The sequence below is a fragment of the Bacillus sp. FSL K6-1005 genome, assembly GCF_038000225.1.
GTDB classification, from domain to species: Bacteria; Bacillota; Bacilli; order Bacillales; family Bacillaceae; genus Bacillus; species Bacillus mojavensis.
In genome coordinates this window covers 1,798,824-1,823,462 of record NZ_JBBOBP010000001.1, presented here as the reverse complement: position 1 = coordinate 1,823,462, position 24,639 = coordinate 1,798,824, and the positions used below count along the sequence as shown (strand labels likewise).

Sequence of the window (24,639 nt, the reverse complement as noted above, 5' to 3'; positions counted from 1 at the left end):
GTCTATTGCCCTTTTATTTTGAGAACAGGGAAGAAATTAGGTGTTTTATTTATGATACGGAGTATGACAGGCTTCGGCAGTGCAAGCAAAACACAAGATGATCTCTCTGTAAGCGTTGAACTTAAATCTGTGAATTACAGGTTTAAAGAAGTGAACGCTCGTTTGCCAAGGCCTTTGCTATATTTAGAAGATAAGCTGAAACAGACGATTCTGCAGTACATACAGCGCGGAAGAATTGAGCTTTTCGTCTCCGTTGACAGTGATATACTCGTAGAGAGAAGGCTGGACATTGATTGGCCGCTGCTCGATGAGTTTGTCGCAGCTGCAGAGGATATGAAAAAGCGATATCAATTGTCCGCAGAGCCTGATGTCATGGACTTCTTCAAGCTTGAACATGTCGTCCAGATTCATGAGGAACAGACCCAAAATGAAAAGCTTGAGGAGTTACTAACAGCTGCTGCAGAGGAAGCTGTAAAAGGACTCTGTGAGATGCGCGAAAAAGAGGGGCTGCTTCTAGCCAAAGACTGTCTGATGCATATTGACCAGCTTGAAGAGCTGGCCGAAAAGACCGAATCTTTGGCAGCCGATGCGGTATCTCGTTACAGGGAACGGCTTTACGCCAGAATAAAGGAATGGACCGAAGACGTGTTGGATGAGAGCCGGCTGGTTACAGAATGCGCTATTTTTGCAGATCGCTCTGATATTACAGAAGAGATTACAAGGCTGAAGAGCCACTTCGCTCAGTTTCGTGATATATTAGCTGAAGGCGGAGCTGTCGGGCGCAAACTCGACTTTCTTGTCCAAGAGCTGAATCGGGAAGCAAATACAATCGGCTCAAAAGCAAATGATCATCAGATCACAAAGCTTGTCGTCGAAATGAAAAGTTCTATTGAAAAAATAAAAGAACAAGTGCAAAATATAGAATAGTAACTGTGCGTATTGTTTACAGACGGACTTGCTAGGTTAAACTAGAGACGTCTATTTTACAGGGGGAACGTAGAAGATGACGATTAAACTGATTAATATCGGATTTGGCAATATTATCTCCGCCAATCGGATGATTTCGATTGTCAGCCCGGAGTCTGCGCCAATCAAACGGATGATCCAGGATGCAAGAGACCGCGGAATGCTAATTGACGCTACATACGGACGAAGAACCCGTGCAGTTGTCGTCATGGATAGTGATCACATTATCTTATCTGCCGTCCAGCCTGAGACAGTTGCACACAGACTTTCTGTTAAAGAAGAAATTATGGATGAAGGGCAGGGGTAATTGCCGCATGAAAGAAAGAGGGTTATTAATCGTTCTCTCAGGTCCCTCAGGAGTTGGTAAAGGAACGGTTCGGCAAGCGATTTTTTCGCAGGAAGACACAAAATTCGAGTATTCGATTTCAGTAACAACGAGAAACCCGCGAGAGGGCGAAGTGAACGGAGTCGATTATTTTTTCAAAACGAGAGAAGAATTTGAGCAAATGATTGCAGACAATAAGCTGCTTGAATGGGCGGAATATGTAGGCAATTATTACGGCACTCCGGTCGATTATGTTGAACAGACGCTCCAAGAAGGAAAAGACGTCTTTTTAGAAATCGAAGTTCAAGGCGCTCTTCAAGTGAGAAATGCTTTCCCGGAAGGCTTGTTTATTTTCCTTGCGCCTCCAAGTCTTTCTGAACTGAAGAACAGAATTGTGACAAGAGGAACGGAAACAGATGCTCTGATTGAAAATCGCATGAAAGCCGCAAAAGCTGAGATCGAAATGATGGACGCATATGATTACGTTGTGGAAAATGATAATATCGAAACGGCTTGCGACAAAATCAAAGCAATCGTTCTCGCTGAACATTTGAAGCGTGAGCGCGTTGCACCAAGATATAAGAAAATGCTGGAGGTTGAATAACTGATGTTAGATCCGTCAATTGACTCATTAATGAATAAATTGGATTCAAAATACACGCTCGTAACCGTTTCTGCTAGACGCGCGCGTGAAATGCAAATCAAAAAAGACCAGATGATTGAACATACGATTTCACACAAATATGTAGGCAAAGCTTTAGAAGAAATTGATGCAGGCCTGCTTTCGTTTGAAAAGGAAGACCGCGAATAGTAGCACAAGTAGCAACCTATATCATGTAGGTTGTTATTTTTTTCCGTGCTGTTTTTATATTGCAGAGGGGGAGAAGTCATTGCTGAACAATCGAAATGTGTTACTTTGCGTGAGCGGAGGCATCGCTGTTTATAAAGCCTGTGCACTGACAAGCAAACTGGTGCAGGCGGGGGCAAACGTTAAAGTCATTATGACTGAATCTGCGTGCCAGTTCGTATCACCGCTGACATTTCAGGCATTGAGCCGCCATGAAGTATATACAGATACATTTAAAGAACAAAATCCAAGCGTCATCTCTCATATAGACGTGGCTGACTGGGCCGACCTGATTATCGTAGCGCCGGCTACGGCCAATGTGATTGGAAAACTGGCCAACGGCATTGCAGATGATATGCTGACAACAACCTTGTTAGCGGCAACAGCTCCGGTATGGATTGCGCCAGCCATGAATGTGCATATGTATGATCATCCGGCAGTCAAACGCAATATTTCTGTCCTATATCAGGATGGTTTTCGTTTTATTGAGCCGAGCGAGGGCTATTTAGCATGCGGTTACGTCGGAAAAGGAAGATTGGAAGAACCCGAAAACATCGTGAAGCTTGCGGAAAAGCATTTTGCAGAGGAAAAAAACGCGCCTTTAGAAGGGAAACATATTGTGATTACAGCAGGCCCGACACGGGAGGCAGTTGATCCTGTACGTTTTTTCACGAATAAATCGACGGGTAAAATGGGATACGCATTAGCTGAGGCTGCGGTGCGACTCGGTGCAAACGTGACCTTGATCTCAGGGCCGGTTTCGCTTGATGTCCCTAAAGGGCTTTCTCAGTTTATCCCGGTCCAATCGGCTGCGGACATGCACGATGCAGTGCTCTCTGTGTATGAGGGAAGCGACGTCGTCATTAAAACAGCTGCTGTTGCCGATTTTACGCCAAAAACAGTATTTGACCAAAAAATGAAAAAGCAAGACGGCGGAATGACCCTTGAATTAAAAAGAACAGTCGATATCTTAAAAGAATTGGGCGAGAAAAAACAGCATCAGCTGTTAGTCGGTTTTGCTGCTGAGACACAAGATGTGGAACATTACGCCCGCAAAAAGCTTTCTGCCAAAAATCTTGACATGATTGTGGCGAATGATGTGAAAGCGGCAGGGGCCGGTTTTGGTGCTGATACGAATATCGTGACGCTCTTTTTCAAAGACGGGCGCAAACGCGAGCTTCCGAAGATGTCTAAGCTCGATGTTTCTTTTGACATTTTTGAAGAAATCGCAGCGCTCTTAAAACAAACCGGAGAGCCCTCATGAATTTTGCCGAAGTCATCGTAGATGTCAGCACCAAAAATATAGACAGGCCGTTTGATTACAAAATCCCAGACCATCTTAAAGGTATGATCAAAACGGGAATGAGGGTCATTGTTCCGTTTGGCCCCCGTAAAATTCAAGGGTTTGTGACAGCTGTCAAAGAAACGTCTGATCTTTCAGGTAAATCTGTTAAAGAAGTGGAGGATTTATTAGATCTTACGCCTGTTTTGACAGAAGAGCTGATGAATTTGTCGGCATGGCTGTCAGACAAAACGCTGTCTTTTAAAATAACGGCGCTTCAAGCGATGCTGCCTGCCGCACTTAAAGCGAAATACGAAAAAGAGCTGAAAATCGCGGAGGGTGCGGATATCCCGCCGCAGGTAGAACGGCTGTTTTCTGAAACAAAGAGCTTGCTGTATTCCGATATACCTGATCACGATACGCTGAAAATCATCCAGAAGCAGATTCAAAAAGGCCATATCGATGTAACTTATAAAGTGGCGCAAAAAGCGAACAAAAAAATGGTTAGGTATATTCAGGCCAATGCCGGTAAAGAAGAGCTCTCCAAGCAGGCTGAGGGTTTATCCCGACAAGCGGCCAAACAGCAGGCGATCCTGCACTTTTTCATGACGGAACCGGAAGGCACGAAAATACCTGCTGCGGACCTGTGCAAAAAAACAGACGCAAGCTCGGCCACCATCAAGACTCTGATTCAAAAGGGGCTTCTGAAAGAAACCTATGAAGAGGTTTACAGAGACCCCTATCAGGACAAAATGTTCAAAAAAACAGAACCGCTGCCGCTGACAGATGAGCAGAGCGCGGCCTTTCAGCAGATACGACGGACGTTAGACAACAATGAACATCAAGTGTTTCTCCTGCACGGAGTGACGGGAAGCGGCAAAACGGAAATTTATCTCCAATCGATTGAAAAAGTGCTTGCGAAAGGAAAAGAAGCCATCGTACTTGTACCGGAAATATCGTTAACGCCGCAAATGGTTCATCGCTTTAAAGGGCGTTTTGGCTCTCAGGTAGCCGTGATGCACAGCGGGTTATCCACTGGTGAAAAGTATGACGAGTGGCGCAAAATCCACCGCAAGGAAGTGCGGCTTGTCGTGGGCGCGAGGTCCGCTATTTTTACCCCGTTTGAAAATCTCGGGATGATTATCATCGATGAGGAACATGAATCGTCCTATAAACAAGAGGAAATGCCGCGATACCATGCAAAAGAAGTAGCGATCAAGAGGGCGGAGCACCATCGCTGTCCGGTTGTGTTAGGTAGTGCTACACCGACGCTAGAGTCATATGCGCGGGCGCAAAAAGGAGTGTACGAGCTGCTTTCGCTGAAACACCGCGTCAATCACCAAGTGATGCCTGAGGTTTCGCTTGTGGATATGAGAGAGGAGCTCAGAAACGGCAATCGCTCTATGTTTTCAATAGAATTGATGGAAAAGCTTGAAGAAACGATTGCCAAGGGTGAACAGGCTGTGCTGTTTTTAAATAAAAGGGGCTATTCCTCCTTTGTGATGTGCAGGGACTGCGGTTATGTTCCGCAATGCCCTCACTGCGACATTTCCATGACGTATCACCGTTCCGGCCAGAGGATGAAATGCCATTATTGCGGACATGAAGAACCTGTTCCGCATACTTGTCCCGAATGCGGAAGCGAGCATATCCGTTTTTTTGGAACGGGAACACAAAGAGTGGAAGAAGAATTAACAAAGGTGCTGCCACATGCAAGAGTCATACGGATGGATGTTGATACGACCTCTCGGAAAGGTGCCCATGAAAAATTATTGTCTGCTTTCGGAGAAGGCAAAGCAGATATACTTCTTGGAACGCAAATGATTGCGAAAGGGCTTGATTTTCCGAATGTGACACTTGTCGGAGTCTTAAGCGCTGACACAACACTGCACATTCCTGATTTCAGATCTGCCGAAAAAACGTTTCAGCTGCTAACGCAAGTCAGCGGCCGCGCGGGAAGACATGAAAAACCCGGCAATGTCATTATTCAAACGTACACACCGTCCCATTACAGCATCCAGCTGACGAAGACGCATGATTATGAAACGTTTTATCAGCAAGAAATGGCACACAGGAGGGAGCAATCCTACCCGCCGTATTACTATTTGGCTCTTGTGACGGTTTCCCACGAGGAAGTGGCGAAAGCGGCTGTAACGACTGAGAAAATCGCACACTTTCTGAAAGCAAACTGCGGGGCAGATACGAAAATACTCGGTCCAAGCGCATCGCCGATCGCCAGGATCAAAGATAGATATCGCTATCAATGCGTGATAAAATACAAACAGGAAACCCAGATATCAGCTTTATTGAAGAAGATACTGGAACATTATAAACGCGAAATTGAACAAAAGCATGTAATGATTTCAATTGATATGAATCCTTATATGATGATGTAAGATCTCACGTCTTGGAGGGTAATGAATTGGCAGTGAAAAAGGTCGTCACACATCCTGCGGAGGTTTTGGAAACGCCTGCGGAAACCGTGACTGTTTTTGATAAAAAGCTAAAAAAACTGCTTGACGATATGTACGATACCATGCTTGAAATGGATGGAGTCGGACTGGCAGCGCCGCAGATCGGTATTTTAAAAAGAGCGGCTGTTGTTGATATCGGAGAGGAAAGCGGCAGAATTGATCTTGTGAATCCGGAAATCCTTGAACAAAGCGGCGAGCAAACCGGAGTTGAAGGATGCTTGAGTTTTCCCGGCGTCTATGGAGAGGTCACGCGTGCCGATTATGTGAAAGTGCGGGCGTATAACCGTCAAGGAAAACCGTTCATTCTTGAAGCGAGAGGCTTTTTCGCGAGAGCCGTGCAGCATGAAATGGACCACCTGGACGGCGTGCTGTTTACATCAAAAATAAGCAAATATTATACAGAAGATGAACTAGCGGATATGGAAGGATGATTTGATGACGAGAATCGTGTTTATGGGAACACCCGATTTTTCAGTTCCTGTTTTAAGAACCCTGATAGATGACGGATATGAAGTAGTGGGGGTCGTCACGCAGCCTGACCGTCCGAAGGGCAGAAAAAAAGTGCTCACGCCTCCGCCTGTAAAGGAAGAAGCTTTACGTCACGGCATCCCGGTTCTTCAGCCTGAAAAAGTCAGACTGACAGAAGAAATAGAAAAGGTGCTGGCGTTACAGCCGGATCTTATTGTGACGGCAGCGTTTGGGCAAATTCTGCCTAAAGAGCTACTCGACAGCCCTAAGTACGGATGCATTAATGTTCATGCGTCTCTTTTGCCTGAACTGAGAGGCGGGGCCCCTATCCATTATTCCATTCTCCAAGGTAAGAAAAAAACCGGAGTTACCATTATGTACATGGTGGAAAAATTAGATGCAGGCGATATGATTTCAAAAGTGGAAGTAGACATTGAAGAAACCGATAATGTTGGAACCCTGCACGATAAATTAAGCGTTGCTGGCGCGAAGCTTTTGTCTGAAACAGTTCCTCAAGTCATAGCCGGCGACATATCACCTGAAAAGCAGGATGACGAGAAAGCGACGTATGCGCCAAACATTAAAAGAGAACAAGAGCTGATTGACTGGTCCAGAGCGGGAGAAGAGCTCTATAACCAAGTTCGAGGTTTAAACCCATGGCCTGTTGCCTATACGACTTTAAATGGTCAAAATCTGAAAGTGTGGGCAGCGAAGAAAACAGCTGCGCCGGCAAAAGCTGAACCCGGCACAGTCATTGCTATTGAAAAAGAAGGAATCATCGTCGCCACAGGAAACGATACGGCACTGTTATTAACGGAGCTGCAGCCTGCCGGCAAAAAACGCATGCGAGGCGAAGACTTTGTCCGTGGCGCTCATGTTGAGACAGGTGATATGTTAGGAGTGCACAATGAAAACAAATAGCGTTCGCGATATTGCGCTGGAGGCGCTGGTCAAATTAGAACAAAATCAGTCATACAGTAACCTGCTCCTGAAATCGGTTATTAAATCTAATAAACTGAGCGATCAAGACCGCGGGCTTTTGACTGAACTGGTGTACGGTACATTGCAAAACAAAATCGCGCTGGATTATATGCTCAAGCCGTTTATCAACAAGCCGCAAAAGGTGAAGCCGTGGGTTATCCAGCTTCTCCGCCTGTCCTTATATCAAATGGAATATTTAGAGAAAATTCCCGACCGGGCAGTCATCCATGAAGCGGTAGAGATTGCTAAAAACCGCGGACATAAAGGCATTGCCTCATTTGTCAACGGCGTGCTTCGCTCTATTCAGCGCGAAGGAGTCCCTTCCTTTGACGCCATCGAAGATCCTGTTCTCAGGCTTGCGACAGAAACAAGCCATCCCGAATGGCTCGTGAAAGAGTGGGTAGCCGCATACGGATTTGATGCGGCTGAAAAGATTTGCCGCATCCATCTCATTCCGCCTAAGCAAACGCTGCGTGTCAACCAAATGAAAACGGATAGAGCGGAGATACTTGATCAAATGGCAGCTGAAGGAATCGAAGCGGAAAAAGGTGATCTCGCCGAGGACGCTGTGAAGCTTGTAAAGGGAACTATTGCCGGAACTCACTTCTTCCAGACAGGCGAAGTGTCCATCCAGGATGAAAGCTCCATGCTGGTTGCCCGGGCCCTTGACCCTAAGCCAGGTGAAACGGTGCTTGATGCGTGCGCAGCGCCGGGCGGAAAGTCAGCCCATATCGCTGAATTAATGGAGAACAAGGGAAGTGTGACATCGCTTGATCTTCACAAACATAAGGTAAAGCTGATCAAAGAAGCGTCAGAACGGCTTGGACTTTCCATTATTGATGCGAAAACAATGGACGCGAGAAAAGCGGGAGAAACATTTGAAAGTGAACAGTTTGACCGTATTTTGGTTGACGCTCCATGCTCAGGCTTTGGCGTGATCAGAAGAAAGCCGGATATGAAATACACCAAAACCCCGAATGACAGCTCCCGGCTTGCTGAAATCCAGCTGTCTATCTTAAGGGAAATTGCGCCATTAGTAAAAAAAGGTGGCACTCTTGTCTACAGTACGTGTACAATGGATCGGACAGAAAATGAAGAAGTTATCCATGCGTTTATACAAGAACATCCTGATTTTGAACCCGATTTGTCTCTTGAAAAGCGGCTGCCCGAAAAGGCGAGACCCTTTGTTCGGGATGGAAGGCTTCAAATCCTTCCGCATTATTTCGGAACAGATGGTTTCTTTATTTGCAGCATGAGAAAGAAGGGATAAGCAATGACAGAACTAAAAAAAACAAAGATCAGAAAAGAATTGCGGACAGAACGTCCTTCGATTTATTCTTTTGAATTAGACGAAATCAAACAATGGCTGACAGACAACGGGGAGAAACCGTTCCGCGCGGCACAGATTTTTGAATGGCTATACGAAAAACGAGTAACTTCTTTTGATGAAATGACAAACCTATCAAAGGAACTGCGTGAGAAATTAAACACTCATTTTGTATTAACGACGCTGAAAACGGCTGTTAAACAAACTTCTCAAGACGGTACGATGAAGTTTTTATTCGAGCTTCACGATGGTTATACAATCGAAACTGTTTTAATGAGACACGAGTATGGTAATTCTGTATGTGTAACGACACAGGTCGGCTGCCGCATTGGATGCACATTCTGTGCGTCAACGCTCGGCGGTTTAAAACGAAATCTTGAAGCAGGTGAAATTGTCGCTCAAGTGGTGAAAGTTCAAAAAGCCCTAGATGAAACGGATGAACGCGTCAGCTCTGTCGTTATCATGGGAATCGGCGAACCATTTGATAACTTTAACGAAATGCTTGCCTTTTTAAAAATCATTAACCATGATAAGGGACTGAATATCGGCGCTCGCCATATTACTGTTTCTACCAGCGGAATCATCCCGAAAATTTACGAATTCGCTGATCAGCAAATGCAGATTAACTTTGCGATTTCTCTGCACGCGCCAAATACAGAAATCAGAAGCCGTTTGATGCCGATTAACAGAGCGTACAAGCTCCCTGATTTAATGGAAGCCGTTAAATATTACATTAATAAAACGGGACGCCGGATCAGCTTTGAATACGGTCTGTTCGGTGGCGTAAATGACCAGGTTGAGCACGCTGAAGAGCTTGCAGACTTGCTGGAAGGTGTAAAATGCCACGTGAACTTGATTCCGGTAAACTATGTGCCTGAACGGGATTATGTCCGCACACCGCGTGAGCAGATTTTTGCTTTTGAGAAAACGCTGAAATCCCGCGGAGTAAATGTCACGATTCGAAGAGAGCAAGGCCATGACATTGACGCAGCCTGCGGTCAGCTTCGCGCGAAGGAGCGTCAAGACGAGACGAGGTGATGAGGGTTGTTAACAGCCTTAAAAACAGATACAGGGAAAATCCGCCAGCATAATGAAGATGATGCGGGTATTTTTAAGGGGAAAGACGATTTTGTATTAGCTGTTGTCGCTGATGGCATGGGCGGCCATCTTGCTGGAGATGTTGCAAGCAAGATGGCTGTGAAAGCCATGGGAGAGAAATGGAATGAGTCAGATACGATTCCTGCGGCGCCGTCAGAATGTGAAAAGTGGCTCATTGAACAGATTCTCGCGGTAAACAGCAAGATTTACGATCATGCCCAAGCGCACGAAGAATGCCAAGGCATGGGAACTACCATTGTATGCGCTCTTTTTACAGGTAAAACGGTTTCCGTTGCCCATATAGGCGACAGCAGATGCTATTTGCTCCAGGACGATCTCTTCGTTCAGGTGACAGAGGATCATTCTCTGGTGAATGAACTGGTTCGCACCGGCGAAATCTCAAGAGAAGATGCTGAGCATCATCCGCGCAAAAATGTGCTGACGAAGGCGCTCGGAACAGATCAATCCGTCAGTATTGACGCACGTTCTTTCGAAATTGAACCCGGAGACAAACTCCTTTTATGTTCTGATGGACTGACGAATAAAGTGGAAGTCACTGAATTAAAAGACATCCTGCAAAGCGATTCAGCTCCTCAGGAAAAAGTAAACCTGCTTGTGGACAAAGCCAATGAGAATGGCGGGGAAGACAATATTACAGCAGTGTTGCTTGAGCTTGCTTTACATGTTGAAGAGGGTGAAGATCAGTGCTAATCGGCAAGCGAATCAGCGGGCGTTACCAGATTCTCCGTGCCATAGGCGGCGGGGGAATGGCCAACGTTTATTTAGCTGAGGACATTATTCTTGATCGTGAAGTCGCAATCAAAATCCTGCGGTTTGACTATGTGAATGACAATGAGTTTATTAGGCGTTTTCGTAGAGAAGCCCATTCGGCCTCAAGCCTTGATCACCCGAATATTGTCAGCATTTATGATTTGGGCGAGGAAGATGATATTTACTATATTGTCATGGAATACGTAGAGGGCATGACGCTAAAAGAATACATAACAGCAAACGGGCCGCTTCACCCCAAAGAAGCGCTCAGCATCATGGAGCAAATTGTTTCAGCCATTGCCCATGCCCACCAAAATCATATTGTCCATAGGGATATTAAACCGCATAACATTTTGATCGACCATATGGGCAATATCAAAGTAACGGATTTTGGAATTGCGACTGCACTGACTTCGACAACAATCACCCACACCAATTCTGTGCTGGGCTCAGTCCATTATTTATCCCCCGAACAGGCGCGGGGCGGCCTGGCCACAAAAAAATCAGATATTTATGCGCTTGGGATTGTCTTATTTGAGCTGTTAACCGGCCGAATCCCATTTGATGGTGAATCGGCTGTCAGTATCGCCTTAAAGCATCTTCAGGCTGAAACCCCTTCAGCGAAAAGGTGGAATCCCTCAGTACCCCAAAGCGTTGAAAACATCATATTAAAGGCAACCGCCAAAGATCCTTTTCACCGCTATGAAACTGCTGAAGATATGGAAGAAGATATACGAACAGCTTTTGACGCTGACAGGCTCAACGAAAAGAAATTTACGATTCATGATGATGAAGAAATGACGAAAGCGATTCCGATTATTAAGGATGAAGAGATTGCAAAAGCTTCTCATGATAAAGAAGCTGACATGACATTTCCTCAAGAAACCCAAACAAAGAAAAAAGCAAAGAGAAAAAAATGGCCGTGGATACTGCTCACCATATGCCTGGTTTTTATCACGGCAGGAGTTCTAGCCGTCACTGTTTTTCCTTCTCTTTTTATGCCTAAGGATGTCAAAATACCTGATGTAGCAGGGATGGAATATGAAAAAGCGGCAGATCTTCTAGAAAAAGAAGGTTTGCAGGTAGATTCAGACGTATTGGAAATCTCAGATGAGAAGATCGAAGAAGGCCTGATGGTCAAAACCGATCCTAAAGCCGAGTCTACTATTAAAGAAGGAGCAACGGTTACGCTTTATAAGAGCACAGGTAAAGCAAAAAAGCAGATCGGTGATGTGACGGGCCAATCAGTCGACAAGGCAAAAAAAGTGTTAAAGGAACAGGGCTTTAAAAATGTAACGGTGGATGAAGTAAATGATGAGAAAGACGCCGGCACTGTCATAGATCAGAATCCGTCAGCAGGGACCGAGCTTGTGCCGGACGAAGATCAAATTAAGCTCACAGTCAGCATCGGGCCGGAAGATATTACGCTCAGAGACTTAAAAACATACAGTAAAGAAGCGGCCTCGGGATATCTGGAAGATAACGGGCTCAAACTGGTGGAAAAAGAAGCGTACTCAGATGACGTTCCGGAAGGACAGGTTGTCAAACAAAAACCGGCAGCAGGAACGGCGCTAAAGCCGGGAAATGAGGTCGAAGTGACATTCTCTCTCGGACCTGAGAAGAAGCCGGCGAAAACAGTGAAAGAAAAAGTCAAGATTCCATATGAGCCGGAAAACGAAGGGGACGAGCTTGAGGTGCAAATCGCGATTGACGACGCCGATCACAGCATTTCTGACACTTACGAACATTTTAAGATGAAAGAGCCCGTAGAACGGACGATCGAATTGAAGATTGAACCTGGCCAAAAAGGGTACTATCAAGTGATGGTAAATAATAAAGTCGTCAGCTACAAAACAATTGAGTATCCGAAAGATGAATAACAAGGAGGGAAAATATGCCTGAGGGCAAAATTATTAAAGCGCTAAGCGGCTTTTATTACGTACTGGATGAATCAGACGGTTCAAATAATGAAAAAGTTATACAATGCAGAGGAAGAGGTATTTTCAGAAAAAATAAAATCACCCCTTTGGTCGGTGATTATGTTGTTTATCAAGCTGAAAATAATAAAGAAGGATATCTATTAGAGATTAAAGAAAGAACCAATGAACTTATCAGGCCGCCGATCTGCAACGTTGATCAAGCGATGCTTGTTTTCTCGGCGGTGCAGCCATCTTTCAGCACAGCATTGCTCGACCGTTTCTTGGTTCTCGTAGAAGCGAATGACATCCAGCCGATTATTTGTATTACAAAAATGGATTTAATTGAAGATCAACATACACAAAAACGCATTCAAGCGTATGCTGAAGACTACCGGAACATTGGCTATGACGTATATCTTACCTCTTCTATGGACCAAGACAGCTTAACGGAGATCATCCCGCATTTCCGCGACAAAACAACAGTCTTTGCCGGCCAGTCGGGGGTTGGGAAATCCTCGCTTCTCAACGCGATCAGCCCGGAGCTGGGTTTGAGAACAAACGAAATTTCCGAGCATTTAGGCCGCGGGAAGCACACAACCCGCCACGTGGAGCTTATACACACGTCCGGAGGTCTGGTTGCGGATACGCCGGGTTTCAGCTCTCTTGAGTTTACAGACATTGAAGAAGGAGAGCTGGGCTTCACATTCCCTGACATCAGAGAAAAAAGCGCATCATGCAAATTCAGAGGATGTCTGCATTTGAAAGAGCCGAAATGTGCAGTCAAACAAGCCGTTGAAGAAGGGGAATTAAAGCAGTACCGCTACGACCATTATGTTGAATTTATCACAGAGATCAAAGACAGAAAGCCGAGGTATTAGATCATGGTAAAGGTTGCACCTTCTATTCTTTCCGCTGATTTTGCCGCTTTAGGCAAAGAAATTCAAGATGTAGAAAAAGGCGGAGCCGATTACATTCATGTTGATGTCATGGACGGCCATTTTGTCCCGAATATCACGATTGGACCGCTGATTGTAGAAGCCATTCGTCCGGTGACGAAACTGCCGCTGGATGTACATTTAATGATTGAAGAGCCGGATCGTTATATCCCGGCTTTCGCAAAAGCTGGTGCCGATATCCTGTCTGTACATGCTGAAGCCTGTCCGCACCTTCACCGGACAATCCAGCTTATAAAAGAGCAGGGTGTAAAAGCCGGAGTTGTCCTGAATCCGCATACACCTGTTCAGATAATTGAGCATATTTTTGAAGAACTTGATCTTGTTCTCTTAATGACGGTGAACCCTGGTTTCGGCGGACAGAAATTTATACATTCTGTTCTTCCGAAAATAAAAGAAGTGAAACGTATGGCAGAGGAAAAAGGGAAACATGATCTGCTAATTGAAGTGGACGGCGGCGTCAACAAAGAAACAGCCCCGCTAGTCATCGAAGCGGGCGCAAACTTACTTGTTGCCGGTTCTGCTGTTTATGGCCAAACTGACCGCGAAAAAGCTATTTCTGAGATAAGGGGAAGCAAATAAGCAGCACGAAAAAGAGCCGGGCGCATCTAGCCTGAGCTCTTTTTCCTGTATCCAGAAGCAGAAAGGAAAAAGAGATGAGAAAAATCAATATCGTTGCAGGAGGCCCAAAAGATTTAATCCCTGACCTGACTGATTATATGGCTGATGACACGATCTGGGTCGGGGTTGACAAAGGAACGGTCACGCTTTTAAATGCCGGTATCATTCCTGATGAAGCCTTCGGAGATTTTGACAGCATTACAGAGCATGAACGCCGGCAAATCGAAAAAGCCGCGCCCGCTCTCCATGTGTATCAGGCAGAAAAAGATCAAACTGACTTAGACCTTGCTCTTGATTGGGCCCTGGACAAGCAGCCGGATATGATTCAGATCTTCGGTATTACAGGCGGCAGAGCAGATCACTTTTTAGGAAATATTCAGCTGCTGTACAGAGGAGTAAAAACAACTTCGAAAATGAAGCTTATAGACAAACAGAATGATATTCAGATGTTCTCTCCAGGCGAATATTCTCTTCTTATCGATCAAAACAAACGATATATCTCCTTCATTCCATTTACAGAAGAAGTGGATGAGCTGACTCTCATCGGTTTTAAATATCCGCTAAATAAGTGTCATATTACGCTTGGTTCAACACTATGTATTAGTAACGAACTCATTCATTCACGAGGTACTTTTTCGTTTGCGAAAGGCATATTAATAATGGTAAGAAGCACGGATTAGCTTGTGCTTTCACTCATTTGTTGAAATTAATGAACCTTAAAGTGATGAACAGGCGGTTACGGGACTTATAGGAGGGGACAAAAATGAAATTTTACACCATTAAATTGCCGAAGTTTTTAGGAGGAATTGTCCGGGCGATGCTGGGCTCATTTAGAAAAGATTAAAGCCCAGGGGTTCACAGCCCTCTTTCACCACATAAAAACGCCTGCCACATATCAGGGCAGGCGTTCATTTTGTTATACACGCTCAACTTTACCGGATTTCAAAGCTCGAGCAGATACATATACTTTTTTAGGTTTTCCGTTCACAAGGATACGAACCTTTTGAAGATTCGCGCCCCAAGTGCGCTTAGAAGCGTTCATTGCGTGAGAACGGTTATTCCCAGCTGTTGTTTTTTTACCTGTGATAACGCATTTACGTGCCATTTGTTTCCCTCCTCACTTGCACAAAACATCTACTTTTTCACTTTCATATGTTCTTAGATGCTTTCGATATGGATACTTTAAATAATTTACCACAGCTAAAAAACGTTTGCAACTATTGTTTCATCATCTTTCAAGAAAATTCACTTGACATCTTGCACAAACAGCGGCGCTATAGTATATGTAAAGAGACGTGCAGCGATTGCCGCGTCTTTTCTTTTCATAATGGAGTTCATATAGTAGAATAGCTGTAACTCTATGCATTCGAAGGAGGAACTAGTGTGTCCATTGAATTAAGAACGAAATACGGGCAGATTGATATATCGAATGATGTCATTGCAATGGTTGCCGGAGGAGCTGCGATTGACTGTTACGGCATTGTTGGAATGGCCTCTAAAAACCAAATTAAAGACGGACTGACTGAAATCCTTCGGAAAGAGAATTTCAGCAGAGGTGTTCAAGTTCGCCAAGAAGCAGAACAGATACATATTGACATGTATATCATTGTCAGCTACGGCACAAAAATTTCTGAAGTGGCACATAACGTCCAAACAAAAGTAAAGTACACAGTAAATCAAACAGTCGGACTTGCAGTGGATTCTGTCAATATTTATGTCCAAGGGGTACGAGTGACGAACCCGTAGTTAGGAGGAGTAGGATTGTCTATCAGAACATTAGACGGCAAAACCTTTGCCGAGATGATTCTTGCAGGAGCACAGAATCTGTCTCAAAACGCGAGTGCGGTTGACGCGCTCAACGTGTTTCCGGTGCCGGACGGTGATACGGGAACAAACATGAACCTGTCGATGACTTCCGGGGCAAGAGAAGTGGAGCATTTGGAGACAAGTGATATCGGTAAAGTGGGCTCCGCGTTATCTAAAGGATTGCTCATGGGGGCAAGAGGGAATTCAGGAGTCATCCTGTCCCAATTGTTCCGAGGATTCAGTAAAAGCATCGAAACAAAAAAAGAAATTAATGCAAAAGAGTTTGCCGCCGCGCTGCAAGCCGGTGTGGATATGGCTTACAAAGCTGTCATGAAACCTGTGGAGGGCACCATTTTAACTGTTGCAAAAGATGCTGCGAAACAAGCGGTGGCCTTGGCGGAAAAAGAAACCGATATCATTGCGCTGATGACTTCTGTGACAAAGGAAGCTGAGGCATCCTTAAACCGGACACCAGAATTGCTGCCTGTCTTGAAGGAAGTTGGTGTCGTTGACAGCGGGGGCAAAGGCCTGCTTTGTGTGTATGAAGGCTTTCTCGCTTCATTAAAAGGAGAGACCGTTCCTGAGAAAACCGTTCTCCCGTCACTTGATGACATGGTTAGCGCGGAGCATCATAAGAGCGCGCAGAGTATGATGAACACGGAAGATATTGAATTCGGTTTCTGTACAGAAGTGATGGTAAGGCTCGATCAGAATAAAAGAGAATTCGATGAAGGCACATTCAGAAATGACCTCAGCCAATTTGGGGATTCTCTCTTGGTTATTGCAGACGAGTCTCTGGCGAAGGTTCATATTCATGCGGAAGAGCCGGGAAACGTGTTAAACTATGCCCAAAACTACGGTGAATTAATTAAAATCAAAATTGAAAACATGAGAGAGCAGCACACTTCCATCATCAGCCAGGACAGCGAGCCTGCTCACAGTGAGAAAGCGGCAAAGCAGCCGTACGGCATTGTGACTGTTGCAATGGGAGAAGGCATTTCTGATCTATTCAAAAGCATTGGCGCTTCCGTTGTGATTGAAGGCGGACAGACGATGAATCCGAGCACTGAGGATATTATCGAAGCTGTAAGGTCTGTAAATGCTGAAGCTGTGTTTATCTTACCGAATAACTCCAACATTATCATGGCTGCCAATCAAGCTGCAAGTGTGATGGGTGATAGGGTTTTTGTCATTCCTGCCAAAACGGTTCCGCAAGGGATGTCAGCACTGCTGGCATTTAATCCGGATCAAGAACCTGAAGCAAATGAAGCCAATATGCTAAGTGCGATTCAGCAAGTAAAAAGCGGACAGGTGACATACTCAGTCAGAGATACTCATATTGACGGCAAAGACATTAAAAAAGGCGACTTTATGGGAATTCTGAATGGAACGATTATCGGCACTGCTGAAGATCAGCTGACAGCCGCGAAAATGCTGCTGTCAGAAATGATCGGAGAAGAGGACGAAATTGTCACTATCCTATATGGTGAGGATGCATCCCAGGAAGAAGCTAAGGAGCTTGAAGCGTATCTCAGTGAAAAGTACGAGGAGATTGAGGTTGAAATCCACAACGGAAAACAGCCGCTGTATTCGTATATCGTTTCTGCAGAATAGAAGGGCAAATTGCCCTTCTATTCTTATGTCTGCTTTTAAGTGCGGCAGCGCTGTAACGCGCCCGCTTGCCATTTTATATCCGATCAATTAGTCTAGAAGCAAAGCCGCTTATAAGCTCTGTTTCATAAGGAGGAGTAGCATGAAATACAGAAGCGTTTTTGATATTATCGGCCCGGTTATGATCGGTCCGTCCAGCTCGCATACAGCAGGAGCGGCGAGAATCGGGAGAGTGGCCAGAAGTTTATTTGGCAGAGAGCCTGAGCGCATCGTTGTGTCCTTTTACGGCTCTTTTGCTGAAACATATAAGGGTCACGGCACAGATGTGGCGATCATCGGCGGTCTGCTTGATTTTGATACATTTGACGAACGGATTAAAACCGCTATACAAATTGCAGAAGATAAAGGAATTGATATAGAGTTTCGAGTCGAAGACGCTGTTCCGGTTCATCCGAACACAGCTCGAATCAGTATTTCTGATGGTAAGGGAGAACTTGAACTGACAGGAATTTCAATAGGCGGAGGAAAAATTGAAATCACAGAATTAAACTGCTTTGAGCTCCGTCTGTCTGGAAACCACCCTGCCATTCTAGTTGTTCATAATGACAAGTTTGGCACCATTGCAGGTGTTGCCAATGTCCTTGCGAAATTCTCAATCAACGTTGGCCATATGGAAGTTGCCCGCAAGGATATTGGGCAGCTTGCGCTGATGACAATAGAGGTCGATCAGAATATTGATGACCACGTTCTCGAAGAGCTGTCGAAGCTGCCGAACATTATTCAAGTGACAAAGATTGCTGACTAGCGAAGGGTCAGGAGGAGCCAGTTATGTTTCGTAATGTAAAGGAATTAATTGAAATTACCAAAGAAAAGCAGATATTGATCTCTGATGTAATGATCGCTCAAGAGGTGGAAGTAACAGAAAAAACAAAAGAAGAGATTTTTCAGCAGATGGATCACAATCTGACTGTTATGGAAGCGGCGGTTCAAAAAGGGCTTGAAGGGGTTACGAGTCAAACAGGCCTGACCGGCGGCGATGCAGTTAAAATGCAAGCCTATATTCGATCTGGAAAAAGCTTATCAGGACCGCTGATTTTAGATGCAGTATCGAAAGCTGTCGCAACAAATGAAGTAAATGCAGCCATGGGAACAATCTGTGCGACACCGACTGCCGGATCTGCGGGTGTAGTGCCGGGTACGTTATTTGCCGTGAAAGAGAAGCTGAACCCGACAAGAGAACAAATGATCCGCTTTTTATTTACGGCCGGAGCTTTCGGATTTGTCGTAGCAAATAATGCAAGTATTTCCGGTGCTGCCGGCGGGTGTCAGGCAGAGGTAGGATCTGCCTCGGGCATGGCAGCTGCGGCAATTGTTGAAATGGCAGGCGGAACACCTGAGCAAAGTGCGGAGGCCATGGCTATTACATTAAAAAATATGCTCGGCCTTGTGTGCGATCCTGTTGCGGGTCTTGTTGAAGTGCCTTGTGTGAAGCGGAATGCAATGGGCGCTTCCAACGCGATGATTGCTGCTGATATGGCATTGGCAGGCATTACAAGCCGGATTCCATGTGACGAGGTCATCGATGCAATGTATAAAATCGGCCAAACGATGCCCACTGCACTTAGAGAAACAGGCCAGGGCGGTTTAGCGGCAACCCCGACGGGAAGAGAATTAGAGAAAAAAATATTCGGAGGAGCGCTGGGTTCAAGTGAAACAACATCAGCAAACTAGTATAGCCAACATTAAGGGCATTGGGCCGGAAACAGAAAAAACATTAAATGAACTCGGTATTTATGACATTTCTGATCTTCTGAATTATTTCCCTTATCGCTATGATGACTACGAGCTGAGGGATTTAGAAGAAGTAAAGCATGATGAAAGAGTCACAGTTGAAGGGAAGGTTCATTCAGAGCCTTCTCTTACCTATTACGGAAAAAAACGAAACAGGCTGACATTTCGCCTTCTTGTCGGCCATTATTTAATCACCGCCGTTTGTTTTAATCGTCCTTATTTAAAGAAAAAGATTTCGCTGGGATCTGTCGTGACGATTTCCGGTAAATGGGACAAGCACCGTCAGACCATTTCTGTTCAGGAATTGAAAAATGGGCCGCATCAAGAGGATAAGAGCATTGAACCAGTCTATTCCGTGAAAGAAAATGTCACCGTCAAAATGATGAGACGTTTTATTCAGCACGGGCTGACCCAATATGCGGACTCAATACCTGATCCTCTTCCAGAAAATCTTAAAATCCGCTATAAGCTACCGGACTATCATCAGGCGTTAAAAGCGATGCACCAGCCAGAAACAAGAGAGGCATTAAAGCTGGCCAGGCGCCGGTTCGTTTACGAAGAATTTTTATTATTTCAGTTGAAAATGCAAGCGTTCCGAAAGGCGGAAAGAGAGCAGTCACAAGGGATACGGCAGCGTTTTTCAAACGAAGAACTCATGAAATTTGTCAAAAGCCTCCCGTTTCCCCTCACCAACGCCCAGTCCCGCGTGCTTCGCGAAATAACAGCAGACATGTCTTCTCCATACAGAATGAACCGCCTTCTTCAAGGGGACGTCGGATCAGGAAAAACGGCAATCGCTGCCATCGCGCTTTATGCCGCAATCTTATCCGGCTATCAGGGAGCGCTTATGGTTCCGACAGAAATTCTGGCTGAACAGCATGCTGATTCGCTTGTTTCACTGTTTGAAAAGTGGGATATCAATGTCGCCCTTCTGACAAGCTCTGTAAAAGGAAAGCGCCGAAGAGAATTGCTTGAGCGGCTTGCTGAGGGAGAGATTGATATCCTTGTAGGAACCCACGCTTTAATTCAGGATGAGGTCGAGTTTAAAGCGCTAAGTCTTGTCATCACGGATGAGCAGCATCGATTTGGAGTTGAACAGCGGAAGAAGCTTCGGAACAAAGGGCAGGATCCCGATGTTCTCTTTATGACAGCCACTCCGATTCCGAGAACCCTAGCGATCACTGTTTTTGGTGAAATGGATGTCTCCGTCATTGATGAAATGCCGGCGGGGCGCAAAAAAATCGAAACCTATTGGGTGAAGCATGACATGCTGGACCGCATTCTGGCATTCGTCGAAAAAGAATTAAAGCAGGGCAGACAGGCGTATATTATCTGTCCGCTGATCGAAGAATCAGACAAGCTTGATGTGCAAAACGCCATAGACGTGTACAATATGCTTTCTGAGGTGTTTCGAGGAACATGGAACGTCGGCCTTATGCACGGAAAACTGCATCCCGATGAAAAAGATCAGGTGATGAGAGAATTCAGCGCGAATACGTGTCAAATTCTTGTATCAACCACTGTTGTTGAAGTCGGGGTGAATGTCCCGAATGCAACGATTATGGTCATTTACGACGCCGATCGCTTTGGCTTGTCCCAGCTTCATCAGCTGCGCGGCCGTGTCGGCCGCGGCGAACATCAATCCTACTGCATTCTTATGGCTGATCCGAAATCAGAAACAGGAAAAGAACGTATGAGAATCATGTCGGAAACCAATGACGGCTTTGAACTGTCTGAAAAGGATTTGGAACTGAGAGGCCCAGGGGATTTCTTTGGAAAAAAACAAAGCGGAATGCCTGAGTTTAAGGTGGCGGACATGGTTCATGATTACAGAGCGCTTGAAACGGCAAGGCAGGACGCTGCAAATCTTGTGGCTTCGGAAGTGTTCTGGAAGGACCCTGAATATGGGGCGCTAAGAGAGCATTTGCTGAAAAGCGGAGTCATGGATGGGGAAAAATTGAGCTGAGGTAAGAAGTTTTTGGTGTTCAGCCAGAAACAATCATTGCATTCCAATCTATGAAATTATATACTACTATTAGTACCTAGTCTTAATTGTCCGGACGGTGTTTAGATATGAGAAGAAATAAGAAAGAACGCCAGGAATTACTTCAGCAGACGATCAAAGCAACCCCATTTATTACAGATGAAGAATTAGCTGGTAAATTCGGAGTAAGCATTCAGACGATTCGTTTGGACCGCTTGGAGCTTTCCATACCGGAGCTGAGAGAAAGAATTAAGAACGTGGCAGAGAAAACGCTTGAAGATGAAGTGAAGTCCCTGTCATTAGACGAAGTCATCGGAGAAATTATTGACCTTGAGCTGGATGATCAGGCGATTTCTATTTTAGAGATAAAACAGGAGCATGTATTTAGCCGGAATCAAATAGCGAGAGGACACCATTTATTTGCTCAGGCGAATTCCTTGGCCGTTGCCATTATAGATGACGAATTGGCGCTTACTGCAAGCGCAGACATCCGCTTTACCAGGCAGGTAAAGCAGGGTGAACGTGTCGTTGCGAAAGCGAAAGTAACGGCGGTTGATAAAGAAAAAGGAAGAACGGTTGTCGAAGTGAACAGCTATGTTGCAGAGGAAATTGTTTTTTCTGGACATTTTGACATGTACCGTTCAAAACATTCATAAAGGTGGAGCATGCATGAGAATAGCTGTAGATGCAATGGGAGGAGACCACGCTCCCAAAGCTGTTATTGACGGAGTTATGAAGGGGATAGAGTCATTTGATGATCTTCATATTACACTTGTCGGTGACAAAACTACAATAGAATCATATTTAACAACATCATCAGATCGCATCACGGTGCTGCACGCAGATGAAGTGATTGAGCCTACGGACGAACCGGTCCGCGCCGTGCGGAGAAAAAAGAACTCTTCTATGGTCCTGATGGCGCAGGAAGTTGCGGAAGGCAGAGCTGACGCCTGCATTTCAGCAGGAAATACCGGCGCGCTAATGACAGCCGGCCTGTTTATTGTGGGAAGAATTAAAGGAATTGACCGCCCTGCGCTTGCACCGACACTGCCGACTGTTTCAGGCGGCGGATTTCTGCTCCTTGATGTCGGCGCCAATGTAGATGCCAAACCTGAGCATCTCGTTCAATATGCCATTATGGGTTCTGTTTATTCCCAGCAAGTCCGGGGTGTAACTTCACCGAGAGTCGGACTTTTGAATGTCGGAACAGAAGATAAAAAAGGAAACGAACTGACGAAGCAGGCGTTCCAATTATTAAAAAAGGCAAACATCAACTTTATTGGAAACGTGGAAGCGCGTGACCTTTTAGACGATGTAGCAGATGTCGTAGTAACGGACGGATTTACCGGGAATGTTACACTCAAAACGCTTGAAGGCTCTGCGATGTCCATTTTTAAAATGATGAGAGAAGCGCTCACGTCAAACTTTACATCTAAGCTTGCGGCAGCTGTGCTGAAGCCGAAGATGAAAGAAATGAAAATGAAAATGGATTATTCCGAATACGGCGGAGCAAGCCTTTTCGGTTTGAAAGCGCCGGTAATCAAGGCACACGGCTCGTCTGATGCCCGTGCGGTTTACCATGCGATCCGCCAAGCCAGAGAGATGGTCAGCCAAAATGTGGCTGCGCTCATCCAAGAAGAAGTAAAAGAAGAAGAAAAAACAGATGAATAGTCTGGAGGTTTTAACATCATGAGTAAGATTGCATTTTTATTCCCTGGTCAGGGATCACAATTTATCGGCATGGGAAAAGAGCTTTATGAGCAGGTGCCTGCTGCAAAACGTCTGTTTGATGAAGCTGACGAAACATTGGAAACAAAGCTCAGCTCATTGATTTTTGAAGGTGATGCCAAAGAATTAACGCTTACATACAATGCGCAGCCTGCTTTGCTGACGACTAGCATTGCTGTGCTTGAGAAATTTAAAGAATCAGGCATTACACCTGATTTCACAGCCGGACACAGCCTTGGAGAATATTCTGCACTGGTGGCGGCTGGCGCAATGAGCTTTAAAGACGCTGTTTATACTGTCAGAAAACGCGGTGAGTTCATGAACGAAGCGGTGCCGGCCGGAGAAGGAGCGATGGCTGCTATTCTCGGCATGGATGCAAACGCGTTGAAACAAGTAACCGATAAAGTCACTGAGGACGGCCACCTTGTGCAGCTTGCCAACCTCAACTGTCCCGGACAGATTGTTATTTCCGGAACGTCAAAAGGAGTAGAGCTTGCATCTGAACAGGCTAAAGAGAACGGCGCTAAACGAGCGATTCCGCTTGACGTAAGCGGTCCGTTCCATTCTGAACTGATGAAGCCTGCCGCTGAAAAGCTGAAAGAAGTTTTGGACTCCTGTGAACTGAAAAACGCAGATGTGCCGGTGATCTCAAATGTTTCTGCAGATGTGATGACAGATAAGGAAGAGATTAAAGAAAAACTCATTGAGCAGCTGTACTCCCCGGTTCGTTTTGAGGAAACTGTTAACAAGCTAATTGCAGAGGGTGTTACGACGTTTATTGAAATCGGTCCCGGCAAAGTGCTTTCAGGCCTTGTGAAAAAAGTAAACAGACGCTTAAAAACCATTGCCGTATCAGACCCGGAAACGATTGAACTGGCAATTCAAACGCTTAAGGAGGAGAATGAGAATGCTTAATGAAAAAACAGCTGTTGTCACTGGCGCATCCCGTGGAATCGGCCGTTCAATCGCCCTTGACTTGGCCAAAAACGGTGCAAATGTTGTCGTTAACTACTCAGGCAGCGAAGCGAAAGCAAATGAAGTTGTAGATGAAATCAAATCAATGGGCAGAAAAGCAATTGCTGTCAAAGCCGATGTATCAAATCCTGAAGATGTACAAAACATGATAAAAGAAGCGATTTCTGTTTTCTCTACGGTCGACATTCTAGTGAACAACGCCGGAATCACAAAAGACAATCTCATCATGAGAATGAAAGAAGATGAGTGGGATGATGTCATTAACATTAACCTGAAGGGTGTTTTCAACTGTACGAAAGCTGTCACAAGACAAATGATGAAGCAGCGTTCAGGCCGGATTATTAACGTATCATCTATTGTCGGCGTCAGCGGAAATCCTGGACAAGCCAACTACGTGGCTGCAAAAGCAGGTGTGATCGGCTTAACGAAATCTTCAGCTAAAGAGCTTGCAAGCCGAAATATCACCGTTAATGCGATTGCACCTGGATTTATCTCAACTGATATGACAGATAAGCTTGCAAAAGATGTTCAAGATGAAATGCTGAAACAAATTCCGCTCGCTCGCTTTGGCGATCCCAGCGATGTCAGCAGCGTCGTGACGTTTCTAGCTTCAGAGGGAGCGCGTTATATGACAGGCCAGACCCTTCATATTGACGGCGGAATGGTCATGTAAGTTTTTTTCTTGAAAATTTCATCATAGTTACTCTAGTTT

Annotated in this window: 26 protein-coding genes; 25 read left to right on the top strand and 1 reads right to left on the bottom strand. The window is 45.2% G+C overall.

Features of this window, described 5'->3' with window-relative positions:
• The first annotated feature begins 51 nt into the window (after positions 1–51).
• The 16 genes from NST16_RS09525 (at position 52) to spoVM (ending at position 14,876) form a co-directional block, all read left to right on the top strand.
• Positions 52–927, top strand: coding sequence for a YicC/YloC family endoribonuclease (locus NST16_RS09525; protein ID WP_340886001.1), 876 nt, complete (start codon positions 52–54; stop codon positions 925–927).
• Between the two features lie 76 nt (positions 928–1,003).
• Positions 1,004–1,273, top strand: a complete 270-nt coding sequence (remA, locus tag NST16_RS09520) for an extracellular matrix/biofilm regulator RemA (protein ID WP_003154355.1) — start codon at positions 1,004–1,006, stop codon at positions 1,271–1,273.
• 7 nt (positions 1,274–1,280) lie between these two features.
• Entirely contained in the window at positions 1,281–1,895 is a 615-nt protein-coding gene (gmk, locus tag NST16_RS09515) for a guanylate kinase (protein ID WP_168747782.1), read from the top strand.
• 3 nt (positions 1,896–1,898) lie between these two features.
• Entirely contained in the window at positions 1,899–2,102 is a 204-nt protein-coding gene (rpoZ, locus tag NST16_RS09510) for a DNA-directed RNA polymerase subunit omega (RefSeq protein ID WP_003221520.1), read from the top strand.
• A gap of 79 nt (positions 2,103–2,181) precedes the next feature.
• Positions 2,182–3,402: a bifunctional phosphopantothenoylcysteine decarboxylase/phosphopantothenate--cysteine ligase CoaBC gene (coaBC, locus tag NST16_RS09505; RefSeq protein ID WP_340885998.1), complete on the top strand. Its 1,221-nt coding sequence runs from the start codon at positions 2,182–2,184 to the stop codon at positions 3,400–3,402.
• Complete coding sequence (gene priA / locus NST16_RS09500) at positions 3,399–5,816, top strand: primosomal protein N' (protein WP_340885996.1); 2,418 nt, start codon at positions 3,399–3,401, stop codon at positions 5,814–5,816. The genes coaBC and priA overlap by 4 nt, the downstream gene beginning before the upstream one ends.
• 26 nt (positions 5,817–5,842) lie before the next feature.
• Complete coding sequence (def, locus tag NST16_RS09495; RefSeq protein ID WP_229150074.1) at positions 5,843–6,325, top strand: peptide deformylase; 483 nt, start codon at positions 5,843–5,845, stop codon at positions 6,323–6,325.
• A 4-nt stretch (positions 6,326–6,329) separates the two neighbouring features.
• Entirely contained in the window at positions 6,330–7,283 is a 954-nt protein-coding gene (fmt, locus tag NST16_RS09490) for a methionyl-tRNA formyltransferase (RefSeq protein WP_024121359.1), read from the top strand.
• A complete protein-coding gene (gene rsmB, locus NST16_RS09485) occupies positions 7,270–8,613 on the top strand; it encodes a 16S rRNA (cytosine(967)-C(5))-methyltransferase RsmB (protein ID WP_168747789.1) in 1,344 nt (447 codons plus the stop codon). The genes fmt and rsmB overlap by 14 nt, the downstream gene beginning before the upstream one ends.
• 3 nt (positions 8,614–8,616) lie before the next feature.
• On the top strand, positions 8,617–9,708 hold the full coding sequence (gene rlmN, locus NST16_RS09480; RefSeq protein WP_029441251.1) for a 23S rRNA (adenine(2503)-C(2))-methyltransferase RlmN: 1,092 nt from the start codon (positions 8,617–8,619) through the stop codon (positions 9,706–9,708).
• Positions 9,709–9,714: 6 nt separating this feature from the next.
• On the top strand, positions 9,715–10,479 hold the full coding sequence (prpC, locus tag NST16_RS09475) for a protein-serine/threonine phosphatase PrpC (RefSeq protein ID WP_010334207.1): 765 nt from the start codon (positions 9,715–9,717) through the stop codon (positions 10,477–10,479).
• The gene (gene pknB, locus NST16_RS09470; RefSeq protein ID WP_340885987.1) at positions 10,473–12,419 is read left to right on the top strand and encodes a Stk1 family PASTA domain-containing Ser/Thr kinase; all 1,947 of its coding nucleotides are present in this window, start codon (positions 10,473–10,475) and stop codon (positions 12,417–12,419) included. The genes prpC and pknB overlap by 7 nt, the downstream gene beginning before the upstream one ends.
• A 14-nt stretch (positions 12,420–12,433) precedes the next feature.
• Positions 12,434–13,336, top strand: coding sequence for a ribosome small subunit-dependent GTPase A (gene rsgA / locus NST16_RS09465; RefSeq protein WP_340885984.1), 903 nt, complete (start codon positions 12,434–12,436; stop codon positions 13,334–13,336).
• A gap of 3 nt (positions 13,337–13,339) precedes the next feature.
• Positions 13,340–13,993 carry a ribulose-phosphate 3-epimerase gene (rpe, locus tag NST16_RS09460; protein WP_340885981.1) on the top strand — a complete coding sequence of 218 codons (654 nt, stop codon included), beginning with the start codon at positions 13,340–13,342 and terminating at the stop codon, positions 13,991–13,993.
• A gap of 74 nt (positions 13,994–14,067) precedes the next feature.
• A complete protein-coding gene (locus NST16_RS09455) occupies positions 14,068–14,712 on the top strand; it encodes a thiamine diphosphokinase (RefSeq protein WP_268450174.1) in 645 nt (214 codons plus the stop codon).
• Positions 14,713–14,795: 83 nt separating this feature from the next.
• Entirely contained in the window at positions 14,796–14,876 is an 81-nt protein-coding gene (spoVM, locus tag NST16_RS09450; protein WP_003221545.1) for a stage V sporulation protein SpoVM, read from the top strand.
• Between the two features lie 72 nt (positions 14,877–14,948).
• On the opposite strand, the gene rpmB is transcribed toward spoVM, so the two are convergent.
• The gene (gene rpmB / locus NST16_RS09445; RefSeq protein ID WP_003221548.1) at positions 14,949–15,137 is read right to left on the bottom strand and encodes a 50S ribosomal protein L28; all 189 of its coding nucleotides are present in this window, start codon (positions 15,135–15,137) and stop codon (positions 14,949–14,951) included.
• Positions 15,138–15,415: 278 nt separating this feature from the next.
• On the opposite strand from rpmB, the gene NST16_RS09440 reads away from it, so the two are divergent.
• The 9 genes from NST16_RS09440 (at position 15,416) to fabG (ending at position 24,600) form a co-directional block, all read left to right on the top strand.
• Positions 15,416–15,778 carry an Asp23/Gls24 family envelope stress response protein gene (locus NST16_RS09440; RefSeq protein ID WP_010334211.1) on the top strand — a complete coding sequence of 121 codons (363 nt, stop codon included), beginning with the start codon at positions 15,416–15,418 and terminating at the stop codon, positions 15,776–15,778.
• Between the two features lie 15 nt (positions 15,779–15,793).
• Positions 15,794–17,452, top strand: coding sequence for a DAK2 domain-containing protein (locus NST16_RS09435; protein WP_340885976.1), 1,659 nt, complete (start codon positions 15,794–15,796; stop codon positions 17,450–17,452).
• Positions 17,453–17,591: 139 nt separating this feature from the next.
• Complete coding sequence (gene sdaAB, locus NST16_RS09430) at positions 17,592–18,254, top strand: L-serine ammonia-lyase, iron-sulfur-dependent subunit beta (RefSeq protein WP_340885973.1); 663 nt, start codon at positions 17,592–17,594, stop codon at positions 18,252–18,254.
• Positions 18,255–18,277: 23 nt separating this feature from the next.
• Positions 18,278–19,180 carry an L-serine ammonia-lyase, iron-sulfur-dependent, subunit alpha gene (sdaAA, locus tag NST16_RS09425; RefSeq protein ID WP_340885970.1) on the top strand — a complete coding sequence of 301 codons (903 nt, stop codon included), beginning with the start codon at positions 18,278–18,280 and terminating at the stop codon, positions 19,178–19,180.
• Positions 19,158–21,206, top strand: coding sequence for an ATP-dependent DNA helicase RecG (gene recG / locus NST16_RS09420; RefSeq protein ID WP_010334214.1), 2,049 nt, complete (start codon positions 19,158–19,160; stop codon positions 21,204–21,206). Before sdaAA ends, recG begins: the two co-directional genes overlap by 23 nt.
• Before the next feature lie 107 nt (positions 21,207–21,313).
• Positions 21,314–21,880 carry a transcription factor FapR gene (fapR, locus tag NST16_RS09415; protein WP_029441255.1) on the top strand — a complete coding sequence of 189 codons (567 nt, stop codon included), beginning with the start codon at positions 21,314–21,316 and terminating at the stop codon, positions 21,878–21,880.
• Between the two features lie 13 nt (positions 21,881–21,893).
• Positions 21,894–22,895: a phosphate acyltransferase PlsX gene (gene plsX / locus NST16_RS09410; protein WP_168747801.1), complete on the top strand. Its 1,002-nt coding sequence runs from the start codon at positions 21,894–21,896 to the stop codon at positions 22,893–22,895.
• Positions 22,896–22,913: 18 nt separating this feature from the next.
• Positions 22,914–23,867 (top strand): ACP S-malonyltransferase, encoded by a 954-nt coding sequence (fabD, locus tag NST16_RS09405; protein WP_339181432.1) that lies wholly within the window; start codon positions 22,914–22,916, stop codon positions 23,865–23,867.
• Positions 23,860–24,600, top strand: a complete 741-nt coding sequence (gene fabG, locus NST16_RS09400) for a 3-oxoacyl-[acyl-carrier-protein] reductase (RefSeq protein WP_010334219.1) — start codon at positions 23,860–23,862, stop codon at positions 24,598–24,600. Before fabD ends, fabG begins: the two co-directional genes overlap by 8 nt.
• The last annotated feature ends 39 nt before the right edge of the window (positions 24,601–24,639 follow it).

What these genes read in the sequence shown, in the direction of transcription:
- priA (WP_340885996.1), top strand. Translation starts at nt 3,399, where the DNA reads ATGAATTTTGCCGAAGTCATCGTAGATGTCAGCACCAAAAATATAGAC.
- fapR (WP_029441255.1), top strand. Translation starts at nt 21,314, where the DNA reads ATGAGAAGAAATAAGAAAGAACGCCAGGAATTACTTCAGCAGACGATC.
- spoVM (WP_003221545.1), top strand. Translation starts at nt 14,796, where the DNA reads ATGAAATTTTACACCATTAAATTGCCGAAGTTTTTAGGAGGAATTGTC.
- plsX (WP_168747801.1), top strand. Translation starts at nt 21,894, where the DNA reads ATGAGAATAGCTGTAGATGCAATGGGAGGAGACCACGCTCCCAAAGCT.
- rpe (WP_340885981.1), top strand. Translation starts at nt 13,340, where the DNA reads ATGGTAAAGGTTGCACCTTCTATTCTTTCCGCTGATTTTGCCGCTTTA.
- rpoZ (WP_003221520.1), top strand. Translation starts at nt 1,899, where the DNA reads ATGTTAGATCCGTCAATTGACTCATTAATGAATAAATTGGATTCAAAA.
- rsgA (WP_340885984.1), top strand. Translation starts at nt 12,434, where the DNA reads ATGCCTGAGGGCAAAATTATTAAAGCGCTAAGCGGCTTTTATTACGTA.
- NST16_RS09455 (WP_268450174.1), top strand. Translation starts at nt 14,068, where the DNA reads ATGAGAAAAATCAATATCGTTGCAGGAGGCCCAAAAGATTTAATCCCT.
- sdaAA (WP_340885970.1), top strand. Translation starts at nt 18,278, where the DNA reads ATGTTTCGTAATGTAAAGGAATTAATTGAAATTACCAAAGAAAAGCAG.
- rlmN (WP_029441251.1), top strand. Translation starts at nt 8,617, where the DNA reads ATGACAGAACTAAAAAAAACAAAGATCAGAAAAGAATTGCGGACAGAA.
- remA (WP_003154355.1), top strand. Translation starts at nt 1,004, where the DNA reads ATGACGATTAAACTGATTAATATCGGATTTGGCAATATTATCTCCGCC.
- gmk (WP_168747782.1), top strand. Translation starts at nt 1,281, where the DNA reads ATGAAAGAAAGAGGGTTATTAATCGTTCTCTCAGGTCCCTCAGGAGTT.
- fabD (WP_339181432.1), top strand. Translation starts at nt 22,914, where the DNA reads ATGAGTAAGATTGCATTTTTATTCCCTGGTCAGGGATCACAATTTATC.
- rpmB (WP_003221548.1), bottom strand. Translation starts at nt 15,137, where the DNA reads ATGGCACGTAAATGCGTTATCACAGGTAAAAAAACAACAGCTGGGAAT.
- NST16_RS09525 (WP_340886001.1), top strand. Translation starts at nt 52, where the DNA reads ATGATACGGAGTATGACAGGCTTCGGCAGTGCAAGCAAAACACAAGAT.
- fmt (WP_024121359.1), top strand. Translation starts at nt 6,330, where the DNA reads ATGACGAGAATCGTGTTTATGGGAACACCCGATTTTTCAGTTCCTGTT.
- fabG (WP_010334219.1), top strand. Translation starts at nt 23,860, where the DNA reads ATGCTTAATGAAAAAACAGCTGTTGTCACTGGCGCATCCCGTGGAATC.
- rsmB (WP_168747789.1), top strand. Translation starts at nt 7,270, where the DNA reads ATGAAAACAAATAGCGTTCGCGATATTGCGCTGGAGGCGCTGGTCAAA.
- sdaAB (WP_340885973.1), top strand. Translation starts at nt 17,592, where the DNA reads ATGAAATACAGAAGCGTTTTTGATATTATCGGCCCGGTTATGATCGGT.